The organism is Synechococcus sp. WH 7805 (assembly GCF_000153285.1).
In the GTDB taxonomy this organism is placed as follows: Bacteria; Cyanobacteriota; Cyanobacteriia; order PCC-6307; family Cyanobiaceae; genus Synechococcus_C.
Genome location: NZ_CH724168.1, coordinates 532,946 through 556,483, shown reverse-complemented (window position 1 = coordinate 556,483; position 23,538 = coordinate 532,946). Strand labels below are relative to the sequence as shown.

Sequence of the window (23,538 nt, the reverse complement as noted above, 5' to 3'; positions counted from 1 at the left end):
CACCCGATCTTACGAGCCGATGCCTTGACGGGATGTGATTCAGTCCTGTTCTGGAAGGACACCGGACTCAGTATTGAGCTTCGGCCAAAGAAGGCGGAGTCCGATGACCAGAAACCCGATGGATGCCGACAGCTGGATCCAGTCAGCAGGAATGATCGCCGAGAGAGATCCCCCAGCAACAGCCCCGATCAGGCTGGCGATCACAAGGGCGCTCGATGATCCCAGGAAGACGGCAAGCGGTCGGTCCGAGGTCCCGCTGATTGCCACGGTCGCCAGCTGCGTCTTGTCTCCGAGCTCAGCCAGAAACACAGTGACGAAGGTTGAGAGCAGCAGCGTGAGATTCATCGTTGAGTTGGTTGGATTGGGCTGAGAGTCGACCGGGTCGCTCAGAGGAGATGGTCCCCTAGGACTGATCGCAGCGCCTGGGATCCGAGCCATAGTCCGAGCCCCACCATCAGCAGCCCTGCCATTTGTTCCAGGCGTTCGGGTTGCAGAACTGAGGAAAGCCAGCGTCCCACCAGCACGCCGACCAGGCTTGAGCAGATCAGAGCCAGAGCGGCACCACCAAAAACCAGCCACGGTTGTCCGGATTCTGCAGAGAGCAGCAACGTCGCCAACTGCGTCTTGTCCCCAAGTTCCGCCAGGAACACGGTGGAGAAGGTACTGACCAGAACGGTTGTGAATCCTGGACGCTGAGAGCTTCCGGCGTCGGTCATCGCAATGGAGGCGTGGATCGAATCAGTCGTTCGAACTTACGCAGTTCCAGACTGCGTCCACCATGAACCGACCGAATCTGCTGGCGGCAGCAGGAGATGGCGAAGGCATCAGCATGGTCTTTGGGAACGTCGAAGAGGCTGCAGAGGCTGGCGACACGACAGAAATCTGGGCGTTCTTCGTAGATGCGACATCGCCTGGCACCACTGTCGAAGTGAATGCACCACCCATCGGCCCCCACCATGGCGAGGTATTGGCTCTGCTGTTCAGGTGTCAGTGCCTCGATCGCTTCCTGACGTTCCTCTGGGGCCAGCCTGCAGCAGGCTCCGCAGTGCTGGAGGCAGGCCCAGTGCAGGGAATGGCGACTCATGATGACAATCCGTGGTTGGTTGTGTTCTGTCCGGGCTGTGACAAGCCATCACAGAGGCCAGCCCGGTTTGAATTGTTTCTGGCGGAAGGCTCGTAACCTAGTTTCGGCAAACTGTTGCTTACCTGTTTCAACCCATGGGAATCGATTTCCACCTGATCGCCAATTTCGGCGCACTGGCCTTGATCACCCTGGCTGGACCAGCAGTGATCTTCATCCTCTTCTATCGCCGCGGCGCACTCTGACGATTGAGCTTGCTCAATCCGTGATACACCGGATCCCTGCACACCAGGCGGCCGGTGTATGAAGCAAGAACAGCCGCCAGCACCACGCCTGCGAACAACTGCTGATCACCGGCAAGCCGCCAGGCGAAAATGATGGAGACCAGGGGGAGTTGAGTCGCGCCTGATAGGCCTGCAGCGAGACCCAGTCCGATCCCCAATTGACCGCTGTATCCCGCGCTGCTGCAGATGGTGTAACCCAGCACTGCTCCGAAGGACAGTGAGGGATCAATCAGGCCTCCAGGCACTCCAGGGCTGAGAGCCAGCATCGGACCGATCATGCGCACGGCGGTGATCCAGAGACTGGTGAGGCCTGCGGTCAAGTGATTACCATCGCGAACCGGATCAGGCATGCCCTGCTCGATCAGCTGTCGCACCAGGGATTCTCCGTCTGATGTCGATGTTCCCCAACTCATCAAAGCCAGCAGGCTGAGACCTCCCCCCAGGTAGAGACCTGTTTGTAGTGGCCAGCGTTTCACTGATTCCGAAAGTGTCCTGGTCAGCCAGACCAGTCCCCTGTTGAACAGCCCTCCAAAAAGTCCTGCAACGAGTCCAACCGGGATCGCCATCATCAGTTGCTCCATCTCGGGAGTTACAACGTTGAGAACGCCGAGGCCGAACATCGGTTGCCCGCCGATGTTCGATAGTCCTGCTGCTGCAACGCTGATCACAAGAGCCGGCCAGATCGTCACGATGGCGTAATCGGCCGTGAGCTCTTCCAGCATGAAAACGGCTCCGAGCAGAGGTGTGTTGAACCCGCCGGCCAGGCCGGCTCCTCCCCCAATGGCCACCATCTGACGTTCGCTCAGCGACGGCAGCCATCCCTTGAAACGCTGATGGAAGGCCCTGGCCACCGCGGCACCGAACTGCACAACAGGCCCTTCCCTTCCCAGAGGAAACATGGCCACGGTGGCGATTGACCAGAGGATGCCGCGTTGCACCGTGCCTGGAGCGGCCATGGCCCTTGGCAGCAGGGACGGATCCTTCAATCCATTCATCGTGGATGGAATTCCAGACCCTGCTCCCTCATGCCATGGACCTCGCTGCAGCAGAAGCAAGACCGGCATCACGACCAGTGGCGCCAGCGCCACAAGAATGCCGGGCAGAGTCCACGGGCTCGATGCGTCCGTTGGCATGAGTGCGTAGAACTGCTCCTGAACGCGATCCACCAGATTGAGCGGCAGGCAAGCGATGCCGATCAGAACGCCAACGATCACCAGGCCAATGAAATGACGGGCTAAGCCTTCGATCCGGCTTTGTGAAGGCAGCATCCCTGGAATCAGGGCAACGTCTTGGCGACTGTCCGGACTCATGGGCAAAGGCCAAGACCTATGCAGGCCTCTTGTAGTAATTCCGCAACGTAGGGGTGTCGGGCTCGGCTGTCGTCGCTTTCCAGCACACCGTTGTCGTTGATCCTGCAGATCATGGACTCGCCGGCCGAATTCAGCAGTTTCAGGCTGTTCTCCCCAAGACGCTGCATCCTGTAAATCCCAGAACCTCGCTGGACTTCCATTTCGGGATGGTGAGCTCGCAGGGCCTGGATATCAAGTTGAAACCGGGTTTCCCCTCTCCAGTGGTTTTGGGTGACCCGGTAGGCCAGATCAATCGTCTGGGCAAGTGTTGCGGTGGCTGGCCAGCGCCAGAAGATGGCCTGTCGCTCCGTTCCGTTCTGCTCAAGCGTCAGGCGTCGATGCCCACCGCGCAGGAAGTGTTGATCTGTCACCCGACATCCCCTCGACCAGAACAGCGGTTTGGGATGGCCTGCTCCGAAGGGTTCCAGCTTCTGCAGACCTGCCCAGAGGTCATGGTTGATTTCTTCCAGCGTCAGAAGAGCTTCAGGCTCCACGAGCAAACCCTGCCCTCTCTGATCGATCCAGGCTGTGGCCAGTTGGTTGAGCTCTTCGTGTAACTCCGTCACGGCCGATGCCTGAACCGTGAAGCCTCCCGCGGCGGGATGTCCGCCAAAGCGTTCGAGCAGATGGCCGCAGTTCCGCAGAGCTTCATCCACCGCGAAACCCTCAGGGGCACGGACGGATGCCCGCATCAATCCTTCTCCATCCGCTGCCAAAAGGGCCGCCGGCCTTTGGTAACGCTCCACCAAACGGGCGGCCACGATCCCAATCACCCCATGATGCCAATGGCTCTGGGCCAACAGAACGAAGGACGGTAGGGGCGATGGGTCGCTCTCCAACAACGCAATGGCTTCCGCTTCGATCGCATCGCAGAGGTCTCTGCGTTGACGGTTGAGGACGTCGCAGCGGCGTCCCAGTTCATAGGCCTGGTTCTGATCCTCCGCGGTGAGGAGGTCGACCACCAGAACCGGATCACCAATGCGGCCGACGGCATTGATCCTGGGTGCCAGCTGGAAACCGATGTCATCGGCGATAAGGGGGCGATCACCCAGTCCAGCCAGCTGCTGCAGGGCCTGCACACCCGGACAGCTGCTGCGGTGAAGGTGCTTCAAACCTTCTTTCAGCAGACTGCGGTTGGCCCCTGTCAGGGGTGCCATATCGGCCACGGTGCCGATGCAGAACAGATCCCGGGAGTTGGCAATCGCTTCGGGCCTGTTCATCTCTAACGCCAGAGTGCGGGCCACGATGTAAGCGAGACCAACGCCCGCAAGACTTCGATACGGCGATTTTTCAGGAGTTGTGGCCGGATGGATCAGGGCCATGGCTTTCGGCTGCTGATCCGGAAGGGTGTGGTGGTCCGTGAGGATCACATCCACCTCGAGATCTTCGGCGCGCTCCAGTGCTTCTTTCGCGGCCACTCCGTTGTCGACCGTGATCAAAAGTCTGATCCCCTCTGCATGGAGCTGTTCCACCATCCCTGGGTTCAACCCATACCCGTCATCCATTCGGCTTGGAATCGCCGCCTTGGGTCGGGCACCAAGACAGCGGAAGGCTCGCAGGAGCAGGGCGGTGCTGGTCATGCCGTCGGCGTCGTAATCACCGCAAACGGCCAGAGCCTCCCCCGACTCGCACGCCGTCCTAAGGCGTGCAAGCGCCGGGGCGAGCTGGGGGAAGTGGTCGTGGGGAGCCGGCGGGTCCTGATCGCTCAGGAGAGCCTCCACGTCCTCTGTTGTTAAAAGGCCGCGCCGATAAAGGACAGCTCTGAGCGGTTGGGGTAAAGCAGCGCGATCAAGGGGGATGCCATCGATGGGCCGCGGCAGGCGCCACTGCTGCTTTCGGCCGACCTCAACCATCCCTCATCTCCGATGGACGCATTGTGGGGGGTTCCGCCACCGATGGTGTTCCATCAGGCTGAACCCATGCTGAATCGCTGCAATGTCTCAACTGCAAGCCGTCTTTTGGGATGTGGACGGAACGCTTGCTGATACGGAGATGTCCGGCCATCGGGTGGCTTACAACCGTGCCTTCGCCGAGCTGGGTGTCGACTGGAACTGGGACCCTGCCCTGTATGCCGAGCTCTTGACCATTCCCGGGGGAACCAAGCGCATGCAGCGGTTTGCGGAGATGAGCTCTGTATCTCTGACACCGGACCTGCTCCAACGGTTACGCGAGGCCAAGCAGCGTCACTACCTCGCCTTGATTCGCTCCGGTGCCGTGCAGTGGCGACCAGGAGTGCTGCGGCTTCTCAAGGACCTTCAGCAGGCCGGTGTCCAGCAGTGGATCGTCACCAGCAGCGGACTTGCGTCCGTTCAGGCTCTTCTCGAGGTTCTGAACGGTTTCAGCGCAGGCCCTTTCTGCGGTTGGGTGACAGCGGACGATGTCCGTTGTTCAAAACCTGATCCAGAGCCCTATCTTCTTGCTCTTCGACGCAGTGGTGTCGATCCAGATTGCGCGATTGCCTTGGAAGACTCAGCACCCGGCTTGCGTTCGGCTCGTGCAGCGGGACTGCCTTGCTTGCTGACTCCATCCCCTTGGGACTCTGCACTGCCGATGGAGAATCACCATGCCACGGCAGTTTTGGATCACTTTGGAGCTGAAACCTCGTGCCGGATCTTCAGTGGGCCCCCTTGTGAAGGCGGCCGGGTCACGCTGAAGTATTTGGAGATGCTTCTTGATCTGGGTCAGGGATGACGCTGCAAGACACGCGATACGACCGGTTTCAGCGTCGGGTGGGAACCCATCTGTCCCAGGCGCTGGTTGGTTCTTGGCGTCGCAGGAGTGTGGGACTTCTGTCTTTGCTGTTCGGTTTCATCGTGGGCAGCAACGTCACCATGTACTGGTTTCAGAAATCGGGTCAGCAACGGCCCTTTGCCGTTCTGATGGTGGTTCTGGTTCTGGAAATGCAAGTGAGGCTGAGGAGCCGGGTCCGAATCGACCAATGGCCTCTGAGTTGGCTGGCTCTCGACAATCTGAGGATTGGAACCGTTTACGCCGTTGTGTTTGAGGCTTTCAAGCTTGGATCTTGACCGTCGGCCGCCAGCACCACTCGGGGGGGATGCCCTGCTTGAGCTGTTGGGTTGGCCCAATCCCGAGGGTTGGTGGCACCACTGGCAGGCCCGTGGTGGTGTGAACTTGGTGCGGGATCGTTGGTCCGTTCCTGTCGATGACGCCTGGATCGCGTCCCTGGCTCTTCCCCTGCTCACCAGAGTCGAACAAGCCCATGTCGAGGATGGTCTGAAGCTGATCGGTGTCAGTGCCCTGCCGGGTTGTGGCAAGACCACCCTTTGCAGCTGGATCAAACATGCTTCCGACCATCTCGGCTGGTCGGTGGAGCATTTATCGATCGATGATTTCTACTGGCCTGCAGACGAACTGGAACGCAGCATGGCCGGTAACCCTTGGGGGGTGCCCCGGGCTCTGCCTGGCAGTCATGACCTCATCGGTATGGAACGTTCTCTGCAGACTTGGTTGCAAGGGGGCTGTCTGCAAGCTCCGCGGTTTGATAAATCCCTTCGGGGAGGACGTGGTGACCGTTGCGGTTCATCCATTTCCAAGCCACGGGTGGTGTTGCTGGAGGGATGGTTCCTCGGTGCGGTTGTTGGTGAGGAAGGAAATGACGCAATGGAGCACTCCCTGACGCCAGCCGAACGACAGTGGCGTCCCCAAGCACTCAGGCAACTCAGGGAGTACGCGTCAATCTGGTCCATGCTCGATGAGCTCTGGCATCTGCGCATCGAAAACATTGATGCTTCCGCGCGTTGGAAGCGTCAGCAGTTGAACACCCTCTTTGAAAGCACCGGAGTGAGCTTTGCTGAGAACGACCTCTCCGGGTTCAATCGAATGGTTGAGGCGGCTCTGCCAAAAAGTTGTCTTAACTGGATTCCTGGAGCCACGATCATTGTGGACCTCACGAGCGAAAGAGCCGTTCGTGAAGTCCGTTTCAGCTGACTCAGCTTTCGGAGTCGTCGGTTTCCGCCACGGGATAGACGAAACCTTGAGCACGACCGCTCAGAACGGATTTGCCGATGGAAAGAGCCCTTTGCGCTGCAGTTGCAGCCTTGGCTTTCCAGACGGCATGCCGTTGGTTGCGCTTGCTCTTCGAGGTTTTCTTCTTCGGGACGGCCATCTCGGGCTGATCACTGCCAAACAGACATGATCCACTTTCGAGAGCCCCCACGTCAAATCGCTAGTCTTGACTTAACGCAATAGCGGTGTGAGCCCAGAGCAGAAGAGTCAGTCGCAGCCGGGTCCTGATGCCCAGAGGTCGATCGGAACGGATCAACCGAGCAATCCATTTTCTCGCTTCCGTTCAGAACCACCTCCGAGTTACAGCGCATTGCTGAAGCAGATCTCCTCCGGGAAGGTCAAAGAGCTGCAGTTGGTACCGGCCCGTCGTGAGGTGATCGTCACCTACCCCGACGGACGCAGCGCGACGGTGGCAATCCTGGCCAATGATCAACAAATTCTGCGAACCGCAGAGGCTGCTGGGACTCCCCTCCTCGTCAAGGATGTCCGGCAGGAACAGGCCCTGGCCGGGCTGGTCGGCAATCTGGCCCTGATCGTGCTGATCGTTGTTGGACTGTCGTTCCTGCTGAGACGATCGGCCCAGGTGGCCAACAAGGCGATGGGCTTTGGTCGCACCCAGGCGCGTACCAATCCACAGAGCGATGTGACTGTGCGCTTTGAAGATGTGGCCGGGATCGCAGAAGCCAAAGACGAGCTTCAGGAGGTTGTGACCTTCCTCAAGCAACCGGAGACGTTTATTCAGTTGGGAGCGCGTATTCCCCGCGGAGTCCTGCTGGTCGGCCCTCCTGGCACCGGCAAGACCCTGCTGGCGAAAGCCATTGCCGGGGAAGCTGGTGTTCCATTTTTCTCACTTGCCGCCTCCGAATTCGTTGAGTTGTTCGTGGGTGTGGGTGCCAGCCGCGTTCGCGATCTGTTCCGCAAAGCCAAGGAGAAGTCTCCTTGCATCGTGTTCATCGACGAGATCGATGCTGTCGGCCGTCAGAGAGGTGCAGGGATTGGTGGAGGGAACGATGAGCGGGAGCAGACGCTGAATCAGCTGCTTACTGAAATGGATGGGTTCGCTGATAACTCCGGCGTCATTCTTCTGGCGGCCACCAACCGTGCCGACGTCCTTGATACAGCCTTGATGCGTCCCGGGCGATTCGACCGCAGGATTGCCGTTGGACTGCCGGATCGCAAAGGGCGCGAGGCGATTCTTGCTGTTCATGCTCGTACCAGGCCTTTGGCTGAAGAGGTGTCCTTGGCGGACTGGGCCCGACGCACGCCTGGTTTCTCCGGTGCTGACCTGGCCAATCTGCTGAATGAAGCGGCCATCCTCACGGCCCGCCATCAGTCGACAACCCTCGGCAACAAGGAGCTGGAAATGGCTCTTGAGCGGATCACCATGGGGCTAACAGCTGCCCCACTCCAGGATGGTGCCAAGAAGCGATTGATTGCTTACCACGAAATCGGTCATGCGCTGGTTGCAGCATTGACGCCCCATGCCGATCCCGTCGACAAAGTCACGCTTCTGCCTCGTAGTGGTGGTGTGGGCGGATTTACGCGCTTTTTCCCTGATGAGGAAGTGCTTGATTCCGGGTTGGTCAGCCGTGCCTACCTCCAGGCCCGTTTGGTGATGGCTCTTGGAGGCCGTGCAGCAGAGATTGTTGTGTTTGGAGCGTCCGAGGTCACCCAAGGTGCCAGCGGTGATCTTCAGATGGTGTCGCAACTTGCACGGGAGATGGTGACCCGGTTCGGATTTTCAGATCTGGGTCCTGTCGCCCTCGAGGGACAGGGCCAGGAGGTGTTCTTGGGCCGAGATCTGATTCATACCCGGCCGTCTTACGGCGAACGAACCGGTCGCGAGATTGACCTCCGCGTTCGCTCCCTGGCAACCGAAGCTCTGCATCAAGCCATCCATCTGCTCGAGTCCAGGCGAGAAGAGATGGATGTCCTGGTTGACGCTCTGATTGAGGAGGAAACGCTTCAATCGGATCGCTTTCATGCCCTGTTAGGGATTGATCCACCAGATCGGAGTAATAGCCTGGGGCAACTGCCGGCCTGGACTTGAATCTGTCCAAGCAAGCCCTTTTCTTTCGCCGTCCCGCATCTGCACGCTGGCTGCTGCTGCTGGTTCCACTGTTTGTGCTGTTGGCCCGTCTTCAGGTCGAAGTGGCCTGGTTTCAACAGTTCAACCTCGAGGAGGTTTACCTCAAACGGATTGGCCTTCAAGGTGCTGGAGGGGCTGCTGCCCTTGGTCTTGCAGTCCTCACGACTGTTTGGCGGCAGAAGTGGATGGCGGCCTATGAGCCCACGCCCAGGGGTGAACTTCCTGCCCTGAGGGGGAGAACCTATGCCCTTTGTTTGGCCAGCACGCTTCTGGTGCTGCTGAGTGTGCTGGTGGTGTACACCCGCCTTGCGTGGCTGGCCTTATCCCAGCCCTTCCTCCTTGCGCACTGGTGGAGTGTTCCCTTCCAGAGCACCTGGCCGCTGTTCACGCTCTCCATTCTGCTGATCCTGACGATCACGTTCGGATTGACGAGAAGCCATCGATTGGGTTTGGCCCATCTCTATGGAAGTGCCTGCTTCTGTCTGATTACGGCTCGAGCCTGGGGACTTTGGGCCTTGGCGCTGACGATTCCTGACGCCAACCGCTTTGAACCACTACTTGGAGCTGACGTCAGCTTTGGGCTTGGTCGTTTTTCGGCCATGGCTCTGGCCTTGGAATTGCTTCTGCTTCATCTGCTCCTGGTCCTTAGCACCGCGATCTGGAGCCGACTGACTCGGAGTCCCTGTATCAGTGACTGGGGCTTTCCTGGTTGGACACCGCAGGAGCGTCGCTTGCTCCGTCCTCTGCTCGCAGCGTTGTTCCTGGTGCTTGCCGCACTGTTGTGGTTGTCACGGCATCAGTTGCTCTGGACCCAGAACGATGTTGTGGCAGGCGCAGGTTGGCTGGATGTGCATCTGGTGTTGCCACTTAGGGATGGGGGCACTGTTCTCCTTCTGTTTCTGTCGGCGACCACATGTCCCTGGCCGGGAGTGTCCTCGCGGCGGCGACGTGGTGTCAGGGGGGTGGTTGTTGCCTTGGCAATGGTGCTCTTGCTTGCCGAACTTCTTTTGGCACCCCTATTGCAGTGGATGGTGGTCCGCCCAAGAGAATTTCAGCTCGAGAAGCCGTTCCTCGGTCATGCCATTACAGCTACCCGCGATGCTTTTCAACTCGACGGCATGACGACGCGACCGTACAACCCGTCGAAGCAACTCGAGGCGGACGATCTGGTTCGAGGAGAAAGCACGTTAAAGAACATTCGTCTCTGGGACAGTCAACCGTTGCTGGCGTCGAATCGGCAACTTCAACAGCTCAGGGTGTATTACCGCTTCGCCAGAGCTGCAGTGGATCGCTATCCGTTGCGTCCTGATCGCAAGGAACGGCAGCAGGTGATGATGGCGGCACGGGAACTGGATCAAACAGCCCTTCCCAGGCGATCCAGAACTTGGCAGAACAGACATTTCGTGTTCACCCACGGCTTCGGTTTCACGCTTAATCCAGTGAATACGAGCGCGCCAGATGGTCTTCCTGATTATTTCATCAGTGATCTGGGAAGTTCAACCAGGATTGAAGGAAATCTTTCTCTTGGCATCACTCAAACCGACGTTAAGCGTGAAGTGCCGATTGGCCAAGCTGCACTGTATTTCGGCTTATTGCCCTCCCCGTACGCAGTGGCACCCACGCGAATCGAGGAATTTGATTATCCGGAGGGTGATCAGAATACTTACAACCATTACTCCGGATCAGCGGGGATCCCACTGTCCACGCTATGGCAGCGCATCACTGCGGCCACTTATCTCACTGATCCCAGACTGCTGAACACCGGTGCGTTGACGGCGCAATCCAAATTGCTTTTGAGGCGCGATGTAAAACAGAGGGTCAAGGCTTTGGCTCCATTCCTCACCTTCATGGGTGATCCGTATCTTGTATCCGTTCCGCTGGAAGATCCTCCTGAGGGTTATTCGAAGGATCAGCATCAGTATTGGATTGTTGATGGTTACACCACATCAAGGACCTATCCCTACGCAGCCACCCTTCCCGATGGACAACCCCTCCGCTATCTACGCAATTCGGTGAAGGTTATTGTGGATGCCTTCAACGGTAAAGTTCATTTTTATGTGAGTGAGAAAGAGGACCCAATCATCCGCGGTTGGAGCAAAATATTCCCTACGTTGTTTGAATCTTGGGATGCGATGCCCTCGACTCTTCGGGCCCATTTGATGGTTCCCAAGGATCAATTTGAGCTTCAGGTTCAGCAACTCTTGCGTTATCACGTCACTGATCCAAGGATTTTCTACAGCGGAGATGATGTCTGGCAGGTTCCACTTGAGCTCTACGGGCGCAAACAGATACCGGTTGCTCCCTATCACATCACCGCTCAGATCAAATCGAATGAACGATCTGAATTTCTGCTTCTTCAACCACTCACACCATTGGCTCGTCCCAATCTTTCGGCGTGGCTGGCTGCACGCAGTGATGGAGAGAATTATGGTGAATTGATTCTGTTGCGTTTCCCGAGCGATATTGCCACCTTTGGCCCTGAGCAAGTTCAGGCTTTAATCAATCAAAACCCTGAGATTAGTCAGCAATTCGGTCTGTGGGATAGAGCAGGTTCTCAGGTTGTTCAGGGAAACCTCCTGGTGGTTCCTGTCGGCGATTCGCTGCTATACGTGGAACCGATCTATCTCAAGGCGCGTCAGGGAGGTCTGCCGACGTTGACAAGGGTTGTTGTCAGTGATGGGCGACGCGTTGCGATGGCGAATGATCTCTGGCAAGGATTGCAGGCCCTTCTGAAGAATTCAGCGGAATCCGAGGGATAAAAACCGCGCTGATTGTTCAGGTCTCTTTAATCAGTAAGATGTTTAGCCTTTGGATTACGTTATAACGTCCTTATTTCTATCGGCCTTTTGCTCTGTGGGTCTGCGTTGGAGGCTTGCCTTCTCAGATGCAGATGGTGATCCATCATGGGAGAACGATCGCGCTGGTCGACACTCTTCCTGGCTCCATCGAGCGTCTAAGACAAAAAACCCTGTCGCCAACGGCGACAGGGAACGGAAAGATTCAGTTGGTTTGGCCTGATCAGCCGATGGCGGAGAAATACTCTTTGGAACCTTTGGGATCCTCAAGCATGGTGGCGGAGCCAGGAGTCCAGTTGGCAGGGCAAACCTCGTCAGGGTTGGACTGAACGTACTGGAATGCTTGCAGAAGACGGAGGGTCTCATCAACGTTTCTGCCCACGGGCAGATTGTTGATGGTGGCGTGAACAATCACACCGTCGGGATCAATCAGATACAGGCCACGCAGTGCTTTGCCTTCGTCGTCAAGAATATTGAAGGCATTGCCGATCTCTTTGTTGAGGTCAGCGACAAGCGGATAATTGATGTCACCGATACCACCCTGATTGCGGGGAGTCTGAATCCAGGCCAAATGGCTGAATTTACTGTCGACGGAGACGCCGAGGATTTCGCAGTTCTTGCTGGAGAAATCGGCGTAGCGATCGCTGAATGCCGTGATCTCCGTGGGGCACACGAAGGTGAAGTCGAGGGGGTAGAAGAACAGCACCACGTACTTGCCGCGGTACTGTGACAGGCTGATCTCCTTAAATTCCTGGTCAACCACTGCTGTGGCGGTGAAGTCGGGGGCCTGATGGCCCACGCGCAGACAACCGTTGGCGGTCATGATGAACGGGCGAAGGAAGGCAAGGAAGCGTGAGGACCTAGCTCGAAGTCGTTACGACTTCCAATTGCGGGCAACAATTTATCACGCTGTCGCGCGACACAATGGTCACCCTCCGTACCCATTGGTGCTCTCTCTGGCTCTTAAGCTGAACAGATGATTCATGCATCCATGGCCTGGGATCAGGCGCTTCTCAGAAAATTCAGCAGCACCGGTCACTTCCGCTTGCTCAATCAGGTCCGAAGTGAGCTGAGCAGTCAGCCCTTAGTGCGCGATCCTTCCAGCCGGGCTCTGTTGCTCAAGGCCAGACCGCATCGCGGACAGCCGGTCCGTCAACAGCGAAGGCCGAATGCCATGCCTGAAGACATGTCCTCCCTCTCTGATGCTGTTGTCACATCGTCGCCGAAATCATTCCGAGAGAGACTCAACGCCATTGATATGCGCTGAAGTTGTCCCCCCAAGATGTATGATGGCAACTGGCCTGAAGGGCCTTTCGTCAGAGTAGCTCAGCTGGTTAGAGCACAGGATTCATAACCCTGAGGTCGAGAGTTCAAGTCTCTCCTCTGACATTTTCAAATAGATCTGTGGTTCAGAGTGAACTCACTTTGTCTGTAGTTTTCTTGTTAGATGCAATGAAACTCTTCACCTAACCTCTACGGGAAGGGAGCATGGCCAATGGATCCATCGCGGCTCCACCAGGCTTGCGAATTTCAAAATGGAGATGAGGACCGGTACTTCGCCCAGTGCTACCCATCAGCGCAATGCGAGCACCTTGAGGAACCAATTGTCCTTTCTTCACTAAGAGTCGACTGCTATGGGCATAACGCGTTGAAGAACCATCTCCATGGGACATTTCAACCAGATAGCCATAGCCACTGCTCCAGCCGGAATAAGCAATCACACCATCCTTGGCAGCCAGAATTGGAGTGCCGACATTGTTGGCAATATCAATGCCTTTGTGCATCCTTCCCCAGCGCCATCCGTATCCAGAGGTGAACACACCTTTCGTCGGCCAGATATACGTCTGGGACGCATCGAACTGACCAAGTCCGGGAAGTGCAGGAAGGTCTGGCCAGCTCGCTCCACCGGAACGCAAGGGCCGCACAGCCAACACATTGCTGGCTTTGGCAACACGCACCTTGCTTCCCACGACGAGTTTGGAGAGTTTGACCCCAGGGTTAAAAGCCTTCAGCTGCGCCAGAGTGATGCCGTGCTCCCGCACCACGGACATCAACGATTGATTGGACTGGATTTCAACGACCTCCATTGGTGCAGGTGGAGTCTTCACAGCGATCTCCATTGGTGCAGGTGGAGTCTTCACAGGGATCTCCATTGGTGCAGGTGGAGTCTTCACAGCGATCTCCATTGGTACAGGAGGAGTCTGCAAAGGTGGTGATTCTCTGATTTCAGTTCCGTCAAGAGCCTTGGATGCACTGATGCTTTCTGTACTATCTGAAGGGAGGACCACCCAGGTTCCAGCTTCAAGTGGAGTATTGGCATCCATCTCATTCAGCGTTTTGAGCTGATTTAGGGATTGATCAAGGTCACGCGACAGTGTTTCAAGATTGCTGCGCTTGATGAGGCGAACCCAGATCTGCGATGGCTCCGTTGAAAGAGCCGAAAGCAGTTGTTTCGAGCTGATGTGATCGGAATCTGCGTAACCGGAGGCGTGTGACATCGCGAATAAAGCACCGCTGGAAGCAACAGCGGTCACGGCGAGGAGCAAAGGCTTCATTCATCGAAAAAGTGAAGAACAGATCCGACGACGCCACAGCATCAGATCTGGCTGAAGGTAGCGAGCTGAACACCTCCCCGCAAGGGTGCTCGTGGCAGATCATCGACTACCACAGCTGCAGTTTCAGGCCTGCCTGAAAGCAGGCGATCGCGCAAGCGACAGACAGATTCAGGCTGCGCACGCCTCCTTGTCCATCAACCCCAGCGCTGCATGGCATCGGAATCGTCAAAATGTCGTCGCATTGGTCTCGTACTGGCTCAGGCAGCCCTGTGTCCTCTCGTCCGAACAGCAGAACGTCTCCTTGTTCAAAGGAGAAATCCTGCAGTGCAACGCCGTCCCTGCGGCTGCAGCCGATCACACGGGAAGGCTTGGCAAGACTGGTTTTGAACGCTTTGAAATCGGTGTGAACAGAGAGATTGACATGGGGCCAGTAGTCCAGTCCGGCTCGCTTGAGCTGTCTGTCGTCGATCGAGAAGCCCAGGGGCTCGATCAAAGACAGTGGCAGATCAAATGCGGCACAGGTGCGCGCGATATTCCCCGTGTTCGGAGGAATGCGTGGTTCGAATAAAGCAACGCTGAGCGGGGAGGGCTTGAGATGGGTCACAGCGGGATTGTTTGGCCTAAGGCGTGAAGATCGAGAGCTCTGCCCTGAACGACGAGCCAGCTTCGGTTGGCCTGCCTGGCCAATCGCTGGGCCAATTGTCCCTGGCGGTCGCGGAAGAGTCCGCCAATCGCTGTAGGGGGCACCACTCCCCAGCCTGTTTCTTCAATCACGATCACGACAGGCTGACGGCGCTGTTTCAGGGTGATCAGCAGATCGTTTTGCACGGCGTTCCATTGCTCCGCATCGTTCTGGAGATAAGCGGCCGTGAAACTACCGAGAGCATCAATCAGCAACGCATGGTTTTCGGGGGCTTCCTCGAGTGCACTGGTGAGCTGCCCGTCGCACTCCAGAAGAGTCCAGGTGGGAGGTCGACGCTCACGATGGAGGCGCAGTCGTTCCTGCCAGGATTCATCCTCAGGGAAGGAAGGGGATGTGGCGACGTAGGTCACCTCAGAACAAAAAGACACCAAATGTTCGGCCCATTGGCTCTTGCCTCCACGGCTCGGGCCAGTAACAAGAACCAGACCTTCAGGATGATTAGCCGCCACCATTCATACCGCGAAGCGTCGCCACCGAGGAAGGGCTGACGCGGTTGAGATAGCGGAAGATCCAATATTTAAAGATCGTCGCCAGGATCACCGGGAAGGTGGCGATGAAAAGAAGGATGAAATTCTCTCTGGCGGGGAATCCGAAATGATTGGCGATTCCATCGAGAAGAACCGTCCAGCCTTCGGGACTATGGAAGCCAACAAAAATATCAGTGAAGAGAATGATGGCAAACGCCTTGGCTGAATCACTGAGTCCGTACACAGCTTCGTCGAAAAATCCCCTGAGAACGCGTAATTCTTCTCGGCTGAACACACAGACCACAACGAACGCAACTGTGGCGGCTAGATCAGCGAGTACATTCTTCACGGCATGGGTACTTTCTGAATCTGCTTCCTCCTTTAACTCTTCCGCTTTTGCAGATAATTTCTTCTGCAGCTCTTCCTGTGTAGGGATTGAGTCGCCGCGCAGAAGTGCATCAAATTCGATCTCGGCCTTATAAACACGCAGCTTCTCCACAGCTTGTTCTTCAAGTTGCGGTTTGGGGTAACTCAAAAAAGGCAGGTCTGGCGCATAACGATCCACGGCAGGGCTGATGATGTACGTGCGGCTGACTTGTTGCACCAAAAGGGGAACAAGAATCAGCAGCAGCAGCACCTTGAGTGAAATCAAGGTTGAATCGCGACGCCGCCGGAATCCAGCCACCAGAGTCGCTTCTGAGGTGGGATTCAGTTGACGTCGCAGGGTGTCGAAGATTCCGAGCAGAGAGCGTGGAAGCGGATCAGGCGTTCGGCTGATGGTCGGGGCTGAGGCTTCACGTCGCGGGCTGTAGCGGTTGACAACGCCCTCGATCAGTTGCAACTGGCGCAACTCCTGGGGATCAAGTTGGCCCCGTTGGTATTCCAACTTGTCGAGGGAAGCCCGGCAGACGTTGATGGCAGCACGGAATTTACGCAGAACGGTGGCCTGCACGGATCTGGGAACGGAGAGCTCAAGATCGGGGCGGATCGGCCGGTCTCCGTAATATTCAAGTTCCAGGCTTTGAATCAAGAGAGCGGCTTCATAGCCGCGATCAAGATCGGCATTCACATCGAAGGACTTGGCCCTTCCGAAGGTGTCGAGCCAGTTGCGTCCTGCCATCGTGCTGTTACCGGGAGAAAATCCACCAGGTGGCCATCGGAACTATCGTGCCGACCACGAGCAGAACGACAACCCAAGTGAAGGCATTGCTCTCTTCGGTTTCTTCAGCAGTTGGAACATTGGTTGGAAGCGAAACCCTCTCCACCTGAACCGGGGGGCCTGGATCTTCGCCACCGTCGAGCACAATCTCGATTCGCGCGATACCGTCGAGGGTGGCCTGGCGGAAGCGATCGCCATCCCGCAAGGGTTGGCTCATTGTGGTTCGCCCTGTGCTGCGCAACAGGCTCTCCGGCAGTTGCTCCAACAGAGCCGGTGAGGCGACCACTGTGGCCTGTTTGCTTTGGCTTTCCTCTAGGAACACCAGAAGGGGCCTGTCTGATTCGCCGGTGGCCGCAGTCCAGCGATTGAGCAGTTCCTCCCCGAAGGCTGGAAGGCTCAGGCCGTAATCAAGACGCCGCAGGGTGACCAGCCGTGCATCAACGTGAAACCGATCCAGCTCCTGAAGGCTGCTGCTGATTTCGTTGCGTCCAGAACGACTCAACACTTCTGCTGAATCGAGAACCAGCTCGTCAGGTGGTTGGGGAGGGAAGTCTTGGGGAGAGACGGCAAACGCGATCGGCGCGCAGAACAGCAAACAGAGGGTCGCGGCCAGAATTCCGCTTGTGAGCTGGGTGAAGCGATTCATGGTCATGCTCAGCGTCGAGTCAGTCTGCCTTTAAGCGGCGAGGCTGTCCCGGTTCAGGGCCATGATCGCCTCCAGCACCATCACAGCGCGTCCCTCAGGAAGATTGAGACGTCCCGTCAGATTGTTCAGAAAGTGTTTTTCTTCGGGGGTGACGTCCCGGTCGGCATGGGTGAGCTGAACGGCCACGGCCAGTGCTGTCTCCTGCTGAACAGGAGTCAGCACTGGCAGGGCATCGTCTACAAGACGTTCAACTCCGCCTGTTCGCAGCTGAGCCAAGAGGCGATCGAACAGGGCGGCCATCTCCTTTTCACTTCTGTCCTTGTAAGGCGTGCGGTATTCGAGTGAGCGGCGCAGAGCGTGGGCCTCATCGCGCCCAAGCGTTCCATCACAGGCCACCGCGGCGAGTGCGATGGCGGCAAAGGCTTCAGCGTCAGTCATGTCGGCTGGTCCGTTCTCTCTCATTTGAGCAAGAGTGTGTTGTTCTGACCGCAGCACGTTGCAGACCATGCCTGGCTCCGCCCGTCTCTCTCTGATCGCCGGAGTGTTGGTGCTGACCCTGTCACTTGTTAATGCTCTGACGGCTGGAGAGTTTCCTCCTTCCCTGCAGCGTGCAGAGGTTCTTGCTGGATTGTCAGCCGTTGGTTTGATGTTGATTGCTGTCCTTTGGACACGTGCCATTCCCCGTCCCGCTGAAGCAGCGCAACTCAGCGGTGAGCAGGGTCTTCGTTTCATCGAGGGGCTGGACGAAGCCTTGACGTTGGAACTGGCCTGGGGCAGCCATCAGTTTCTGACTGCTACATCAGCAGCCTCCATGCTTGTGATGTGGGATGGGCACGTTCTTCTCCGTCGGGGGCTGATCACGGCGGATTCATTTGTGCCTGGTCCCATCTGTCAACGAGCGACCCAGCGTCAGGAACTGATCTCTCTTGTAAAAACGGCGCTGTATCCCGGACGCGAAGAATTTGATCCTGTGCTGCCGGGCTTGCCATCAGTGATGGTGCAGCCCCTAGGGCAAAGGGGCTGGGTCGTCCTGGGGGGGTGGTCCGAGCGCTGCTTTACCCGATCAGACGAACGCTGGTTGGCGGGATGGAGCGAGCGCCTCAGAAGGACACTGGATTCGGTTGGGGCCGGGCTTCCGGTGTCCCCTCCGGTCCCTCAGTCGGGATCCTGACTTCCGATTGCACCTTGGATCCAGGCGCGGTGAAGGAAATGCGCCCCTCCTTCCCCACGGTTCCCTCCAGCCGAGTGGCTCGAGTCACCTGATCATTCTCATCTCGACGCAACTCAACCTTGCCTTCGGCCAAAACGGCTTCGTTGCTCCAGTTCCAACGGCAGCGTTCAGCTTTCAATGCTTCTCCTGGCTGACGGATTTCGCAGGCTCCGTTCACATCCACGGAGCTTTGACCGAGATCGGCGCGGAAGCTTTCACCTCGAATTGTGGTGCGATCAAGATCAGCCTTAAACGGCTTTGCACTGCGAATGATCTGATCTCGGAACACCCAGGTTGTGGCTTTGGCCCTCAACACGCCCTTCTCGCGGGGGATTCTGAGAATCACTGGTGCTTGCACCGTGATCTCTCCTTTGAGAGTGTTTCCCTCCAGGGATTGGCCCTCGAGTTGTTCGAGAACAGTCCCTTCCTTATCTCTGCGCTGGCCGAGGATCGGTCCCTTGGCGTTGAGTAGCCCTGTATCAAGATTCCATTGGGCCTTACCACTGCGCAGGGAGCTGTCAGGTCGGGCGTTGCGATCGGAGGTTGACCAGCGATCCAGTTGAACGGTGCCCGTCAGCGTGAGTTCATTGGTGGTTTGTTGAAGTTCGGCTTGGCTGGCAGAAATTCGCGACTCCTGATCCGAAGCGCGGGGTCGCTGCTCCATGGTCAGAACGCCCTGATCGGGACGCCAGCGCAGCCGGTCGCCTTGGATCAGTAATTTCGAGCCAGTGAGTTGCTGAAGCTTGACGTTCCCTTCCAACAGAATTTTTTCGCCATCGTTGATCACTTGGGCCAGATCAGACTGAATCCGAAAGGACGGCTTCCCGTTGCGAAACAGAAGTCCAACCGGCTGTCGGGCGCGAACCAAACGTCTGTTCAGCTCATAACGGGCTTCTGGGCTCGACAGGCTCCATTCCTTCTGCCCGGTACTCGACTTCTGTTCAAGCTCAAGTGAACGAAAGACGAAAGGGGGTGCCTCGACTGCGACTGGAGCATCCCCATCGGCGCAACCGGCCAGCCAGGGAAGGCTTGCGAGCAGACAACTTGAAAACCATGCATGGCGCGACGGCATGGTCATCAGAGGGGGGACTCAAGCTCAAGTCGCTGCATCACCGGTTCAGGTTTTGAAAGGCTGGCGCCAGGCTCTAATTGTCCCCAGCTCAGCGCATGGGTCCAACCCTTCTCGCTGGGACTCTGATCCAATTGGGCCAGGATCCTGGAACTGAGGCCCGGCACCAAGGGTTGAAGTAAGAGGCCGATCACTCTGCAGCATTCCAGAACTGCATAGAGATCATCCCCCACTTTCTGTTCATGGCCTGGTTGTTTCATCAGGCTCCATGGCGCCTGTTCATTGAGGTAGCCGTTGGCCTCGATCGCGAGTTGCAACACAGCTTCGGCAGCGTCCTTAAAAGCAAAGGCTGGGATTGACTGCCGTACGCGATCGATCGTCCGTTCCGTGGTGTCTTTCAGAGGATGGTCAGAGCGAACCGCTGCCGACACCGGAGGAAGGGATGCATCGAACCATTTACGCGACATTGAGGCGGTTCGGTTCAGGAGATTGCCGATCGTGTTGGCGAGATCGTTGTTGACCAGATCCATAAATCTCTGCTGCTGAAAATCTCCGTCTTCACCGAATTGGATGTCTCTCAGCAGATACCAACGCACGGCATCGGTCCCACAACGCTCAAGCAGGGTTTCCGGATCCAGCACATTCCCGAGAGCTTTGCCCATTTTCTGGCCCTCCCTGGTGAGAAAACCATGGCCGAAAACGCGTTTCGGAACAGGCAATCCCGCGGACATCAACATGGCGGGCCAATACACCGCATGAAAGCGCAGGATGTCCTTTCCGATCACATGAACATCCACGGGCCAGCCGACGTCAGTGAGGCGATCCAGGTCCACCGGACCACCGTCATCCAGCAGCGCTGTGAGGTATCCGAGTAAGGCGTCAAACCATACATAAAACGTGTGCCCCTGATGCCCGGGGACGGGCAGTCCCCATGACACATTCACCCGGGAAATGGAGAAATCACGCAACCCCCCCGCGACGAAATTTTCAATCTCCCGACGGCGACTGGAGGGTGCGATGAACTGAGGATCCGCAATCAGCGATTCAATGCGCTCCTGAAACTGAGAGAGACAGAAAAACAGATTTTCCTCATCGCGCCATTCCAGAGGCTTGCGATGGATGGCGCAGTCAGGATTTTTGGCGTCGGCAAGATCATCTTTGAATTCCTCACAATCCACGCAATACCACCCTTCCTGATGGCCGGTGCGGATGTGTCCTGCAGCCTCACAGCGCTGAAAAAAGGCCTGGACCAGGGGACGATGGCGAGGGCTTGTGGTGCGGACGAAGCGATCATTGGTGATGTCCCAACGTGCCCAGAGGTCCGCGTACAAGGCGGAAATCCGATCGCAATGATCCGCAGGGCTGATGCTCTGAGCTTCAGCCGTGCGTTGGATTTTCTGGCCATGTTCATCGACACCGGTGATGAACACGACCTCCTCGCCTTCCAGTCGCTGAAAGCGTGCGAGCGCATCGCAGGCAATCGTGGTGTAGACGCTGCCGAGGTGTGGTTTGGCGTTGACGTAATAGAGAGGTGTTGTGAGGCTGTAGGTCATCGCTTCGGCGTTGGCTCCCAGCCTCGATCGCACGGCCAGGATCTTAACGACTGTCCGACGTCCGCTTCTCACCCCGTGGTCCTGTGATGTCCTCGATCGTCATTTCGGATTCGTCCCTGCAGCTGTGGTTGGCAGCTCTGCATGCGCTGGCTCTGGCCGACGGAGATTTCGATGCTGAGGAACGGCGCGTGCTGACGGCCCATTTGTCAGACATCCTTCCGGATGCCGACGTCGATTGGGATGCTCTACCGCCCGTTGATGCGACTGCTCTGGCCGAAGGCTTCGCCGAGACTCCTGGACTGGCCGAGCAGTTTCTGCGGACGGCTGTGGTGGTGGCTCTCGCCGACGGCCATCTCAGTGAGAAAGAGCTGGATCTGCTGCGTCATTGGGCAGTGGTGCTCGACTGCGGTGAAGTACCCCTGGCCGATCTCAAGCCCTGTCTGGCGCAGCCCCGCTCGGATGGTCAAACGCCTCTGACCTCTATCAAGCACTGGCTGGATGACCTTGATCCCAGTGATCCGAGAATTGCAGCCTTCATCGTCAGCCTGATTCCAGCTCAGTGTCCTTTCGAGCGCGACATCATGCTCTTCGGCCACAAGGTTGTGCACATTCCGCCGATGTGCAAACTCAATCCTCTGTATGACCAGCTGGTGGGTCTCCGTTTCCGCTGTCTTGGTCATCTTCCAGAGGATCAGCAGCTGCGTTTCTCTCAGCAGGCGGTCTGATGGTGTTTCCCGCCATGGTTGATGCAGTGGATGTGTTGGTCTGGGGCGGGGGCACCGGAGGTGTCACCGCAGCGATTCAGGCGGCTCGCGGAGGGGCCAGAACCCTGTTGCTCACGCCAGGGCGTTGGTTGGGGGGCATGGTGAGTGCAGCCGGAGTGTGCTGTCCTGATGGAAATGAGCTCACCCCCTGGCAGACGGGCCTGTGGGGAGCGTTTCTACGGGAGCTGGATCGCCGCGAGCCGGAAGGACTCGATCACAACTGGGTGAGTTGCTTCGGCTTCCGGCCTACCACGGCTGAAGCGATCTTGCAGGACTGGGTGAAGTCTGAAGCAATGTTGCTTTGGTGGCCTGGGTGCCAATTGCTCGAGGTGGAGCGGGTGAATTCAAGGATTGCTGCCGTGCGCATCGCGATTGATGGCGAGCAGAGGAGGGTGCGCTGCAAGGTGGTGATTGATGGCAGCGACCGCGGTGATCTGCTTCCGTTGGCGCAGGCTCCGTTTCGTTTCGGTTGGGAGGCGCAGGAGCAATGGTCTGAACCAAGTGCTCCCTCTCGGGCGCGGCTTGAAACGGAGCCCTTCTTCAAACTGCAACCGGTGCAATCACCCACCTGGGTGGTGATGGGGCAACTGCAGAGCGACCGGCTGAGGTCGGATCCTGAGCGCGGACTTGATCCAGATGGACACCCGCTTCTCCCCAGGCCGTTTGAGAGGGCCTGTGAGGCCTTTGGGCTCGAGCGAACGCTCACCTACGGACGCCTGCCCGGCGGGTTGGTGATGCTGAACTGGCCCTTGCATGGCAATGACTGGCACTGGGGTCTGAACCGTGCGTTCAGTGCTGATCCTCTGCTGGAGCTGGAGTTGTACAGGGAGATGCAGGCCCACAGTCTGCGTTTTGCCGAAGCGTTGCAGGAGGCCAGTGATGGCTGGGTTCAACTGGGCAAGGCATTCCCCGCTGATTCGGGCAGCCCGGAGCCCTGGTTGGCGGCGATGCCTTACTGGCGGGAAGGTCGGCGGCTGATCGGGCGATCAACGGTGATCGAACAAGACCTGCTGCCTACGGGGCAGGCCCCAGGCTGTGCACCCCTGCCGCGCAATCAGGCCGGTGCACTGCAGTCGATCGCCGTCGGCAATTACGCCAACGACCACCACTATCCCGGATCCGACTGGCCGTTGGCTGCAAAGAGTTGCCGTTGGGGCGGACGCTGGACGGGGACTCCGTTCTGCATTCCCTACGGCGCCCTGGTGAGTGTGGAGATCGACAATCTGCTGGCTGCGGATAAAGCCATCAGCACCAGTCACATGGCCAATGGAGCCACGCGATTGCAACCTCTGGTGATGAACGTGGGTCAGGCCGCGGGCGCCGCTGCGGCGTTGGCTGTGGAGACGATGAATGCTCCTGGCGATCTGGTCGTGCATGAACTTCAGCAGCGACTCCTGACCGATCCGATTGCACCGTCTGCGGTAGTCCCTCGCTGGGACAGCCCCTGGCATGACTCTCAGTGGCTCGACCTGCAGACACAAGGATCACCCAGTGATCAGCTTCGGAGGACCTCAGCCCAGGGCAGTGGTCAACACGCCCGCCGTTTTGAGGGAGTGTTGACGGTGGCTGCAGATGGTGCTGCATCTCTGCAGTTGGCTGATGGCGTGAGCTGGCCGTTGATCACCCTGGAACCTGAAATCGCGGCCTGGTGGGATGGAGTGGATGGTGCGATCGAAGCCTGCGTGATGGCGCGGATGAATCCGTGGGGGCCTTGGTTGGTTGTTGAGCAACGCTGTTGTTGCTGAACAAGCCAGTCCCAGGGACTGGCTTGTGGTGGTTCACTCGCAA

The 23,538-nt window shown here is 57.7% G+C and carries 25 protein-coding genes and 1 tRNA gene; 11 read left to right on the top strand and 15 right to left on the bottom strand.

All coding sequences use genetic code 11. The features are described from left to right. Positions 1-39 precede the first annotated feature (39 nt). The 3 genes from WH7805_RS03120 to WH7805_RS13750 are packed head-to-tail and all read right to left on the bottom strand — an operon-like array spanning position 40 to position 1,084. Complete coding sequence (locus WH7805_RS03120) at positions 40-345, bottom strand: TMEM165/GDT1 family protein (RefSeq protein ID WP_006041512.1); 306 nt, start codon at positions 343-345, stop codon at positions 40-42. 41 nt (positions 346-386) lie between these two features. After that, positions 387-716: a TMEM165/GDT1 family protein gene (locus tag WH7805_RS03115; RefSeq protein ID WP_006041511.1), complete on the bottom strand. Its 330-nt coding sequence runs from the start codon at positions 714-716 to the stop codon at positions 387-389. Next, positions 713-1,084: a YkgJ family cysteine cluster protein gene (locus tag WH7805_RS13750; protein ID WP_006041510.1), complete on the bottom strand. Its 372-nt coding sequence runs from the start codon at positions 1,082-1,084 to the stop codon at positions 713-715. Before WH7805_RS13750 ends, WH7805_RS03115 begins: the two co-directional genes overlap by 4 nt. Before the next feature lie 134 nt (positions 1,085-1,218). Between WH7805_RS13750 and psb30 the strand changes: the two genes are divergently transcribed. Further along, positions 1,219-1,326 carry a photosystem II reaction center protein Ycf12/Psb30 gene (gene psb30 / locus WH7805_RS03105; RefSeq protein WP_006041509.1) on the top strand — a complete coding sequence of 36 codons (108 nt, stop codon included), beginning with the start codon at positions 1,219-1,221 and terminating at the stop codon, positions 1,324-1,326. Here psb30 and WH7805_RS03100 read toward each other — a convergent pair. Together WH7805_RS03100 and recJ are read right to left on the bottom strand one after the other, a co-directional pair. Continuing rightward, a complete protein-coding gene (locus WH7805_RS03100) occupies positions 1,305-2,675 on the bottom strand; it encodes a chloride channel protein (protein WP_006041508.1) in 1,371 nt (456 codons plus the stop codon). The two genes, psb30 and WH7805_RS03100, sit on opposite strands and share 22 nt — an antisense overlap. Then, the gene (gene recJ, locus WH7805_RS03095; protein ID WP_006041507.1) at positions 2,672-4,567 is read right to left on the bottom strand and encodes a single-stranded-DNA-specific exonuclease RecJ; all 1,896 of its coding nucleotides are present in this window, start codon (positions 4,565-4,567) and stop codon (positions 2,672-2,674) included. Before recJ ends, WH7805_RS03100 begins: the two co-directional genes overlap by 4 nt. A gap of 82 nt (positions 4,568-4,649) precedes the next feature. On the opposite strand from recJ, the gene WH7805_RS03090 reads away from it, so the two are divergent. From WH7805_RS03090 to WH7805_RS03080, 3 genes are read left to right on the top strand one after another with little or no spacing between them, the layout of a single operon-like run. Then, on the top strand, positions 4,650-5,405 hold the full coding sequence (locus WH7805_RS03090; protein WP_006041506.1) for an HAD-IA family hydrolase: 756 nt from the start codon (positions 4,650-4,652) through the stop codon (positions 5,403-5,405). Further along, positions 5,402-5,740, top strand: coding sequence for a DUF565 domain-containing protein (locus tag WH7805_RS03085; RefSeq protein ID WP_006041505.1), 339 nt, complete (start codon positions 5,402-5,404; stop codon positions 5,738-5,740). The genes WH7805_RS03090 and WH7805_RS03085 overlap by 4 nt, the downstream gene beginning before the upstream one ends. Next, on the top strand, positions 5,730-6,662 hold the full coding sequence (locus WH7805_RS03080; protein WP_006041504.1) for a hypothetical protein: 933 nt from the start codon (positions 5,730-5,732) through the stop codon (positions 6,660-6,662). Before WH7805_RS03085 ends, WH7805_RS03080 begins: the two co-directional genes overlap by 11 nt. Before the next feature lies 1 nt (position 6,663). On the opposite strand, the gene rpmF is transcribed toward WH7805_RS03080, so the two are convergent. Then, positions 6,664-6,840: a 50S ribosomal protein L32 gene (rpmF, locus tag WH7805_RS03075; protein WP_038004947.1), complete on the bottom strand. Its 177-nt coding sequence runs from the start codon at positions 6,838-6,840 to the stop codon at positions 6,664-6,666. 87 nt (positions 6,841-6,927) lie between these two features. Between rpmF and ftsH the strand changes: the two genes are divergently transcribed. Then, complete coding sequence (gene ftsH, locus WH7805_RS03070) at positions 6,928-8,790, top strand: ATP-dependent zinc metalloprotease FtsH (protein WP_006041502.1); 1,863 nt, start codon at positions 6,928-6,930, stop codon at positions 8,788-8,790. Beyond that, the gene (locus tag WH7805_RS03065) at positions 8,787-11,588 is read left to right on the top strand and encodes a UPF0182 family protein (protein WP_006041501.1); all 2,802 of its coding nucleotides are present in this window, start codon (positions 8,787-8,789) and stop codon (positions 11,586-11,588) included. Before ftsH ends, WH7805_RS03065 begins: the two co-directional genes overlap by 4 nt. 259 nt (positions 11,589-11,847) lie before the next feature. Here WH7805_RS03065 and WH7805_RS03060 read toward each other — a convergent pair whose 3' ends face one another. Continuing rightward, positions 11,848-12,447: a peroxiredoxin gene (locus WH7805_RS03060; protein ID WP_006041500.1), complete on the bottom strand. Its 600-nt coding sequence runs from the start codon at positions 12,445-12,447 to the stop codon at positions 11,848-11,850. Positions 12,448-12,600: 153 nt separating this feature from the next. Between WH7805_RS03060 and WH7805_RS03055 the strand changes: the two genes are divergently transcribed. After that, positions 12,601-12,891, top strand: coding sequence for a hypothetical protein (locus tag WH7805_RS03055; RefSeq protein WP_006041499.1), 291 nt, complete (start codon positions 12,601-12,603; stop codon positions 12,889-12,891). Between the two features lie 48 nt (positions 12,892-12,939). After that, a tRNA-Met gene (locus tag WH7805_RS03050) sits at positions 12,940-13,013 on the top strand. A 77-nt stretch (positions 13,014-13,090) separates the two neighbouring features. Here the strand turns inward: WH7805_RS03050 and WH7805_RS03045 are convergent. From WH7805_RS03045 to WH7805_RS03020, 6 genes are all read right to left on the bottom strand, one after another. Beyond that, positions 13,091-14,179 (bottom strand): M23 family metallopeptidase, encoded by a 1,089-nt coding sequence (locus WH7805_RS03045; protein WP_006041498.1) that lies wholly within the window; start codon positions 14,177-14,179, stop codon positions 13,091-13,093. Positions 14,180-14,285: 106 nt separating this feature from the next. Next, positions 14,286-14,783: a tRNA (cytidine(34)-2'-O)-methyltransferase gene (locus WH7805_RS03040; RefSeq protein WP_006041497.1), complete on the bottom strand. Its 498-nt coding sequence runs from the start codon at positions 14,781-14,783 to the stop codon at positions 14,286-14,288. Beyond that, positions 14,780-15,334, bottom strand: a complete 555-nt coding sequence (gene cobU / locus WH7805_RS03035) for a bifunctional adenosylcobinamide kinase/adenosylcobinamide-phosphate guanylyltransferase (RefSeq protein ID WP_006041496.1) — start codon at positions 15,332-15,334, stop codon at positions 14,780-14,782. Before cobU ends, WH7805_RS03040 begins: the two co-directional genes overlap by 4 nt. Further along, the gene (gene pxcA, locus WH7805_RS03030; RefSeq protein WP_006041495.1) at positions 15,321-16,469 is read right to left on the bottom strand and encodes a proton extrusion protein PcxA; all 1,149 of its coding nucleotides are present in this window, start codon (positions 16,467-16,469) and stop codon (positions 15,321-15,323) included. The genes cobU and pxcA overlap by 14 nt, the downstream gene beginning before the upstream one ends. Before the next feature lie 7 nt (positions 16,470-16,476). Continuing rightward, the gene (gene psb32 / locus WH7805_RS03025; protein ID WP_038004943.1) at positions 16,477-17,154 is read right to left on the bottom strand and encodes a photosystem II repair protein Psb32; all 678 of its coding nucleotides are present in this window, start codon (positions 17,152-17,154) and stop codon (positions 16,477-16,479) included. Positions 17,155-17,184: 30 nt separating this feature from the next. Then, positions 17,185-17,592, bottom strand: a complete 408-nt coding sequence (locus WH7805_RS03020) for a TerB family tellurite resistance protein (RefSeq protein ID WP_038004941.1) — start codon at positions 17,590-17,592, stop codon at positions 17,185-17,187. 67 nt (positions 17,593-17,659) lie between these two features. Here WH7805_RS03020 and WH7805_RS03015 point away from each other — a divergent pair, with 67 nt between their 5' ends. After that, on the top strand, positions 17,660-18,325 hold the full coding sequence (locus tag WH7805_RS03015) for a cofactor assembly of complex C subunit B (protein WP_006041492.1): 666 nt from the start codon (positions 17,660-17,662) through the stop codon (positions 18,323-18,325). On the opposite strand, the gene lptC is transcribed toward WH7805_RS03015, so the two are convergent. Both lptC and metG read right to left on the bottom strand, forming a co-directional pair. Next, positions 18,255-19,442, bottom strand: coding sequence for an LPS export ABC transporter periplasmic protein LptC (gene lptC, locus WH7805_RS03010; protein ID WP_006041491.1), 1,188 nt, complete (start codon positions 19,440-19,442; stop codon positions 18,255-18,257). The genes WH7805_RS03015 and lptC overlap by 71 nt on opposite strands. Beyond that, entirely contained in the window at positions 19,442-20,986 is a 1,545-nt protein-coding gene (gene metG, locus WH7805_RS03005) for a methionine--tRNA ligase (RefSeq protein ID WP_038004324.1), read from the bottom strand. The genes lptC and metG overlap by 1 nt, the downstream gene beginning before the upstream one ends. 86 nt (positions 20,987-21,072) lie before the next feature. Between metG and WH7805_RS03000 the strand changes: the two genes are divergently transcribed. Further along, positions 21,073-21,711, top strand: coding sequence for a Mo-dependent nitrogenase C-terminal domain-containing protein (locus WH7805_RS03000; protein WP_006041489.1), 639 nt, complete (start codon positions 21,073-21,075; stop codon positions 21,709-21,711). Continuing rightward, positions 21,711-23,495, top strand: coding sequence for an FAD-dependent oxidoreductase (locus tag WH7805_RS02995; protein WP_006041488.1), 1,785 nt, complete (start codon positions 21,711-21,713; stop codon positions 23,493-23,495). Before WH7805_RS03000 ends, WH7805_RS02995 begins: the two co-directional genes overlap by 1 nt. Positions 23,496-23,538 lie beyond the last annotated feature (43 nt).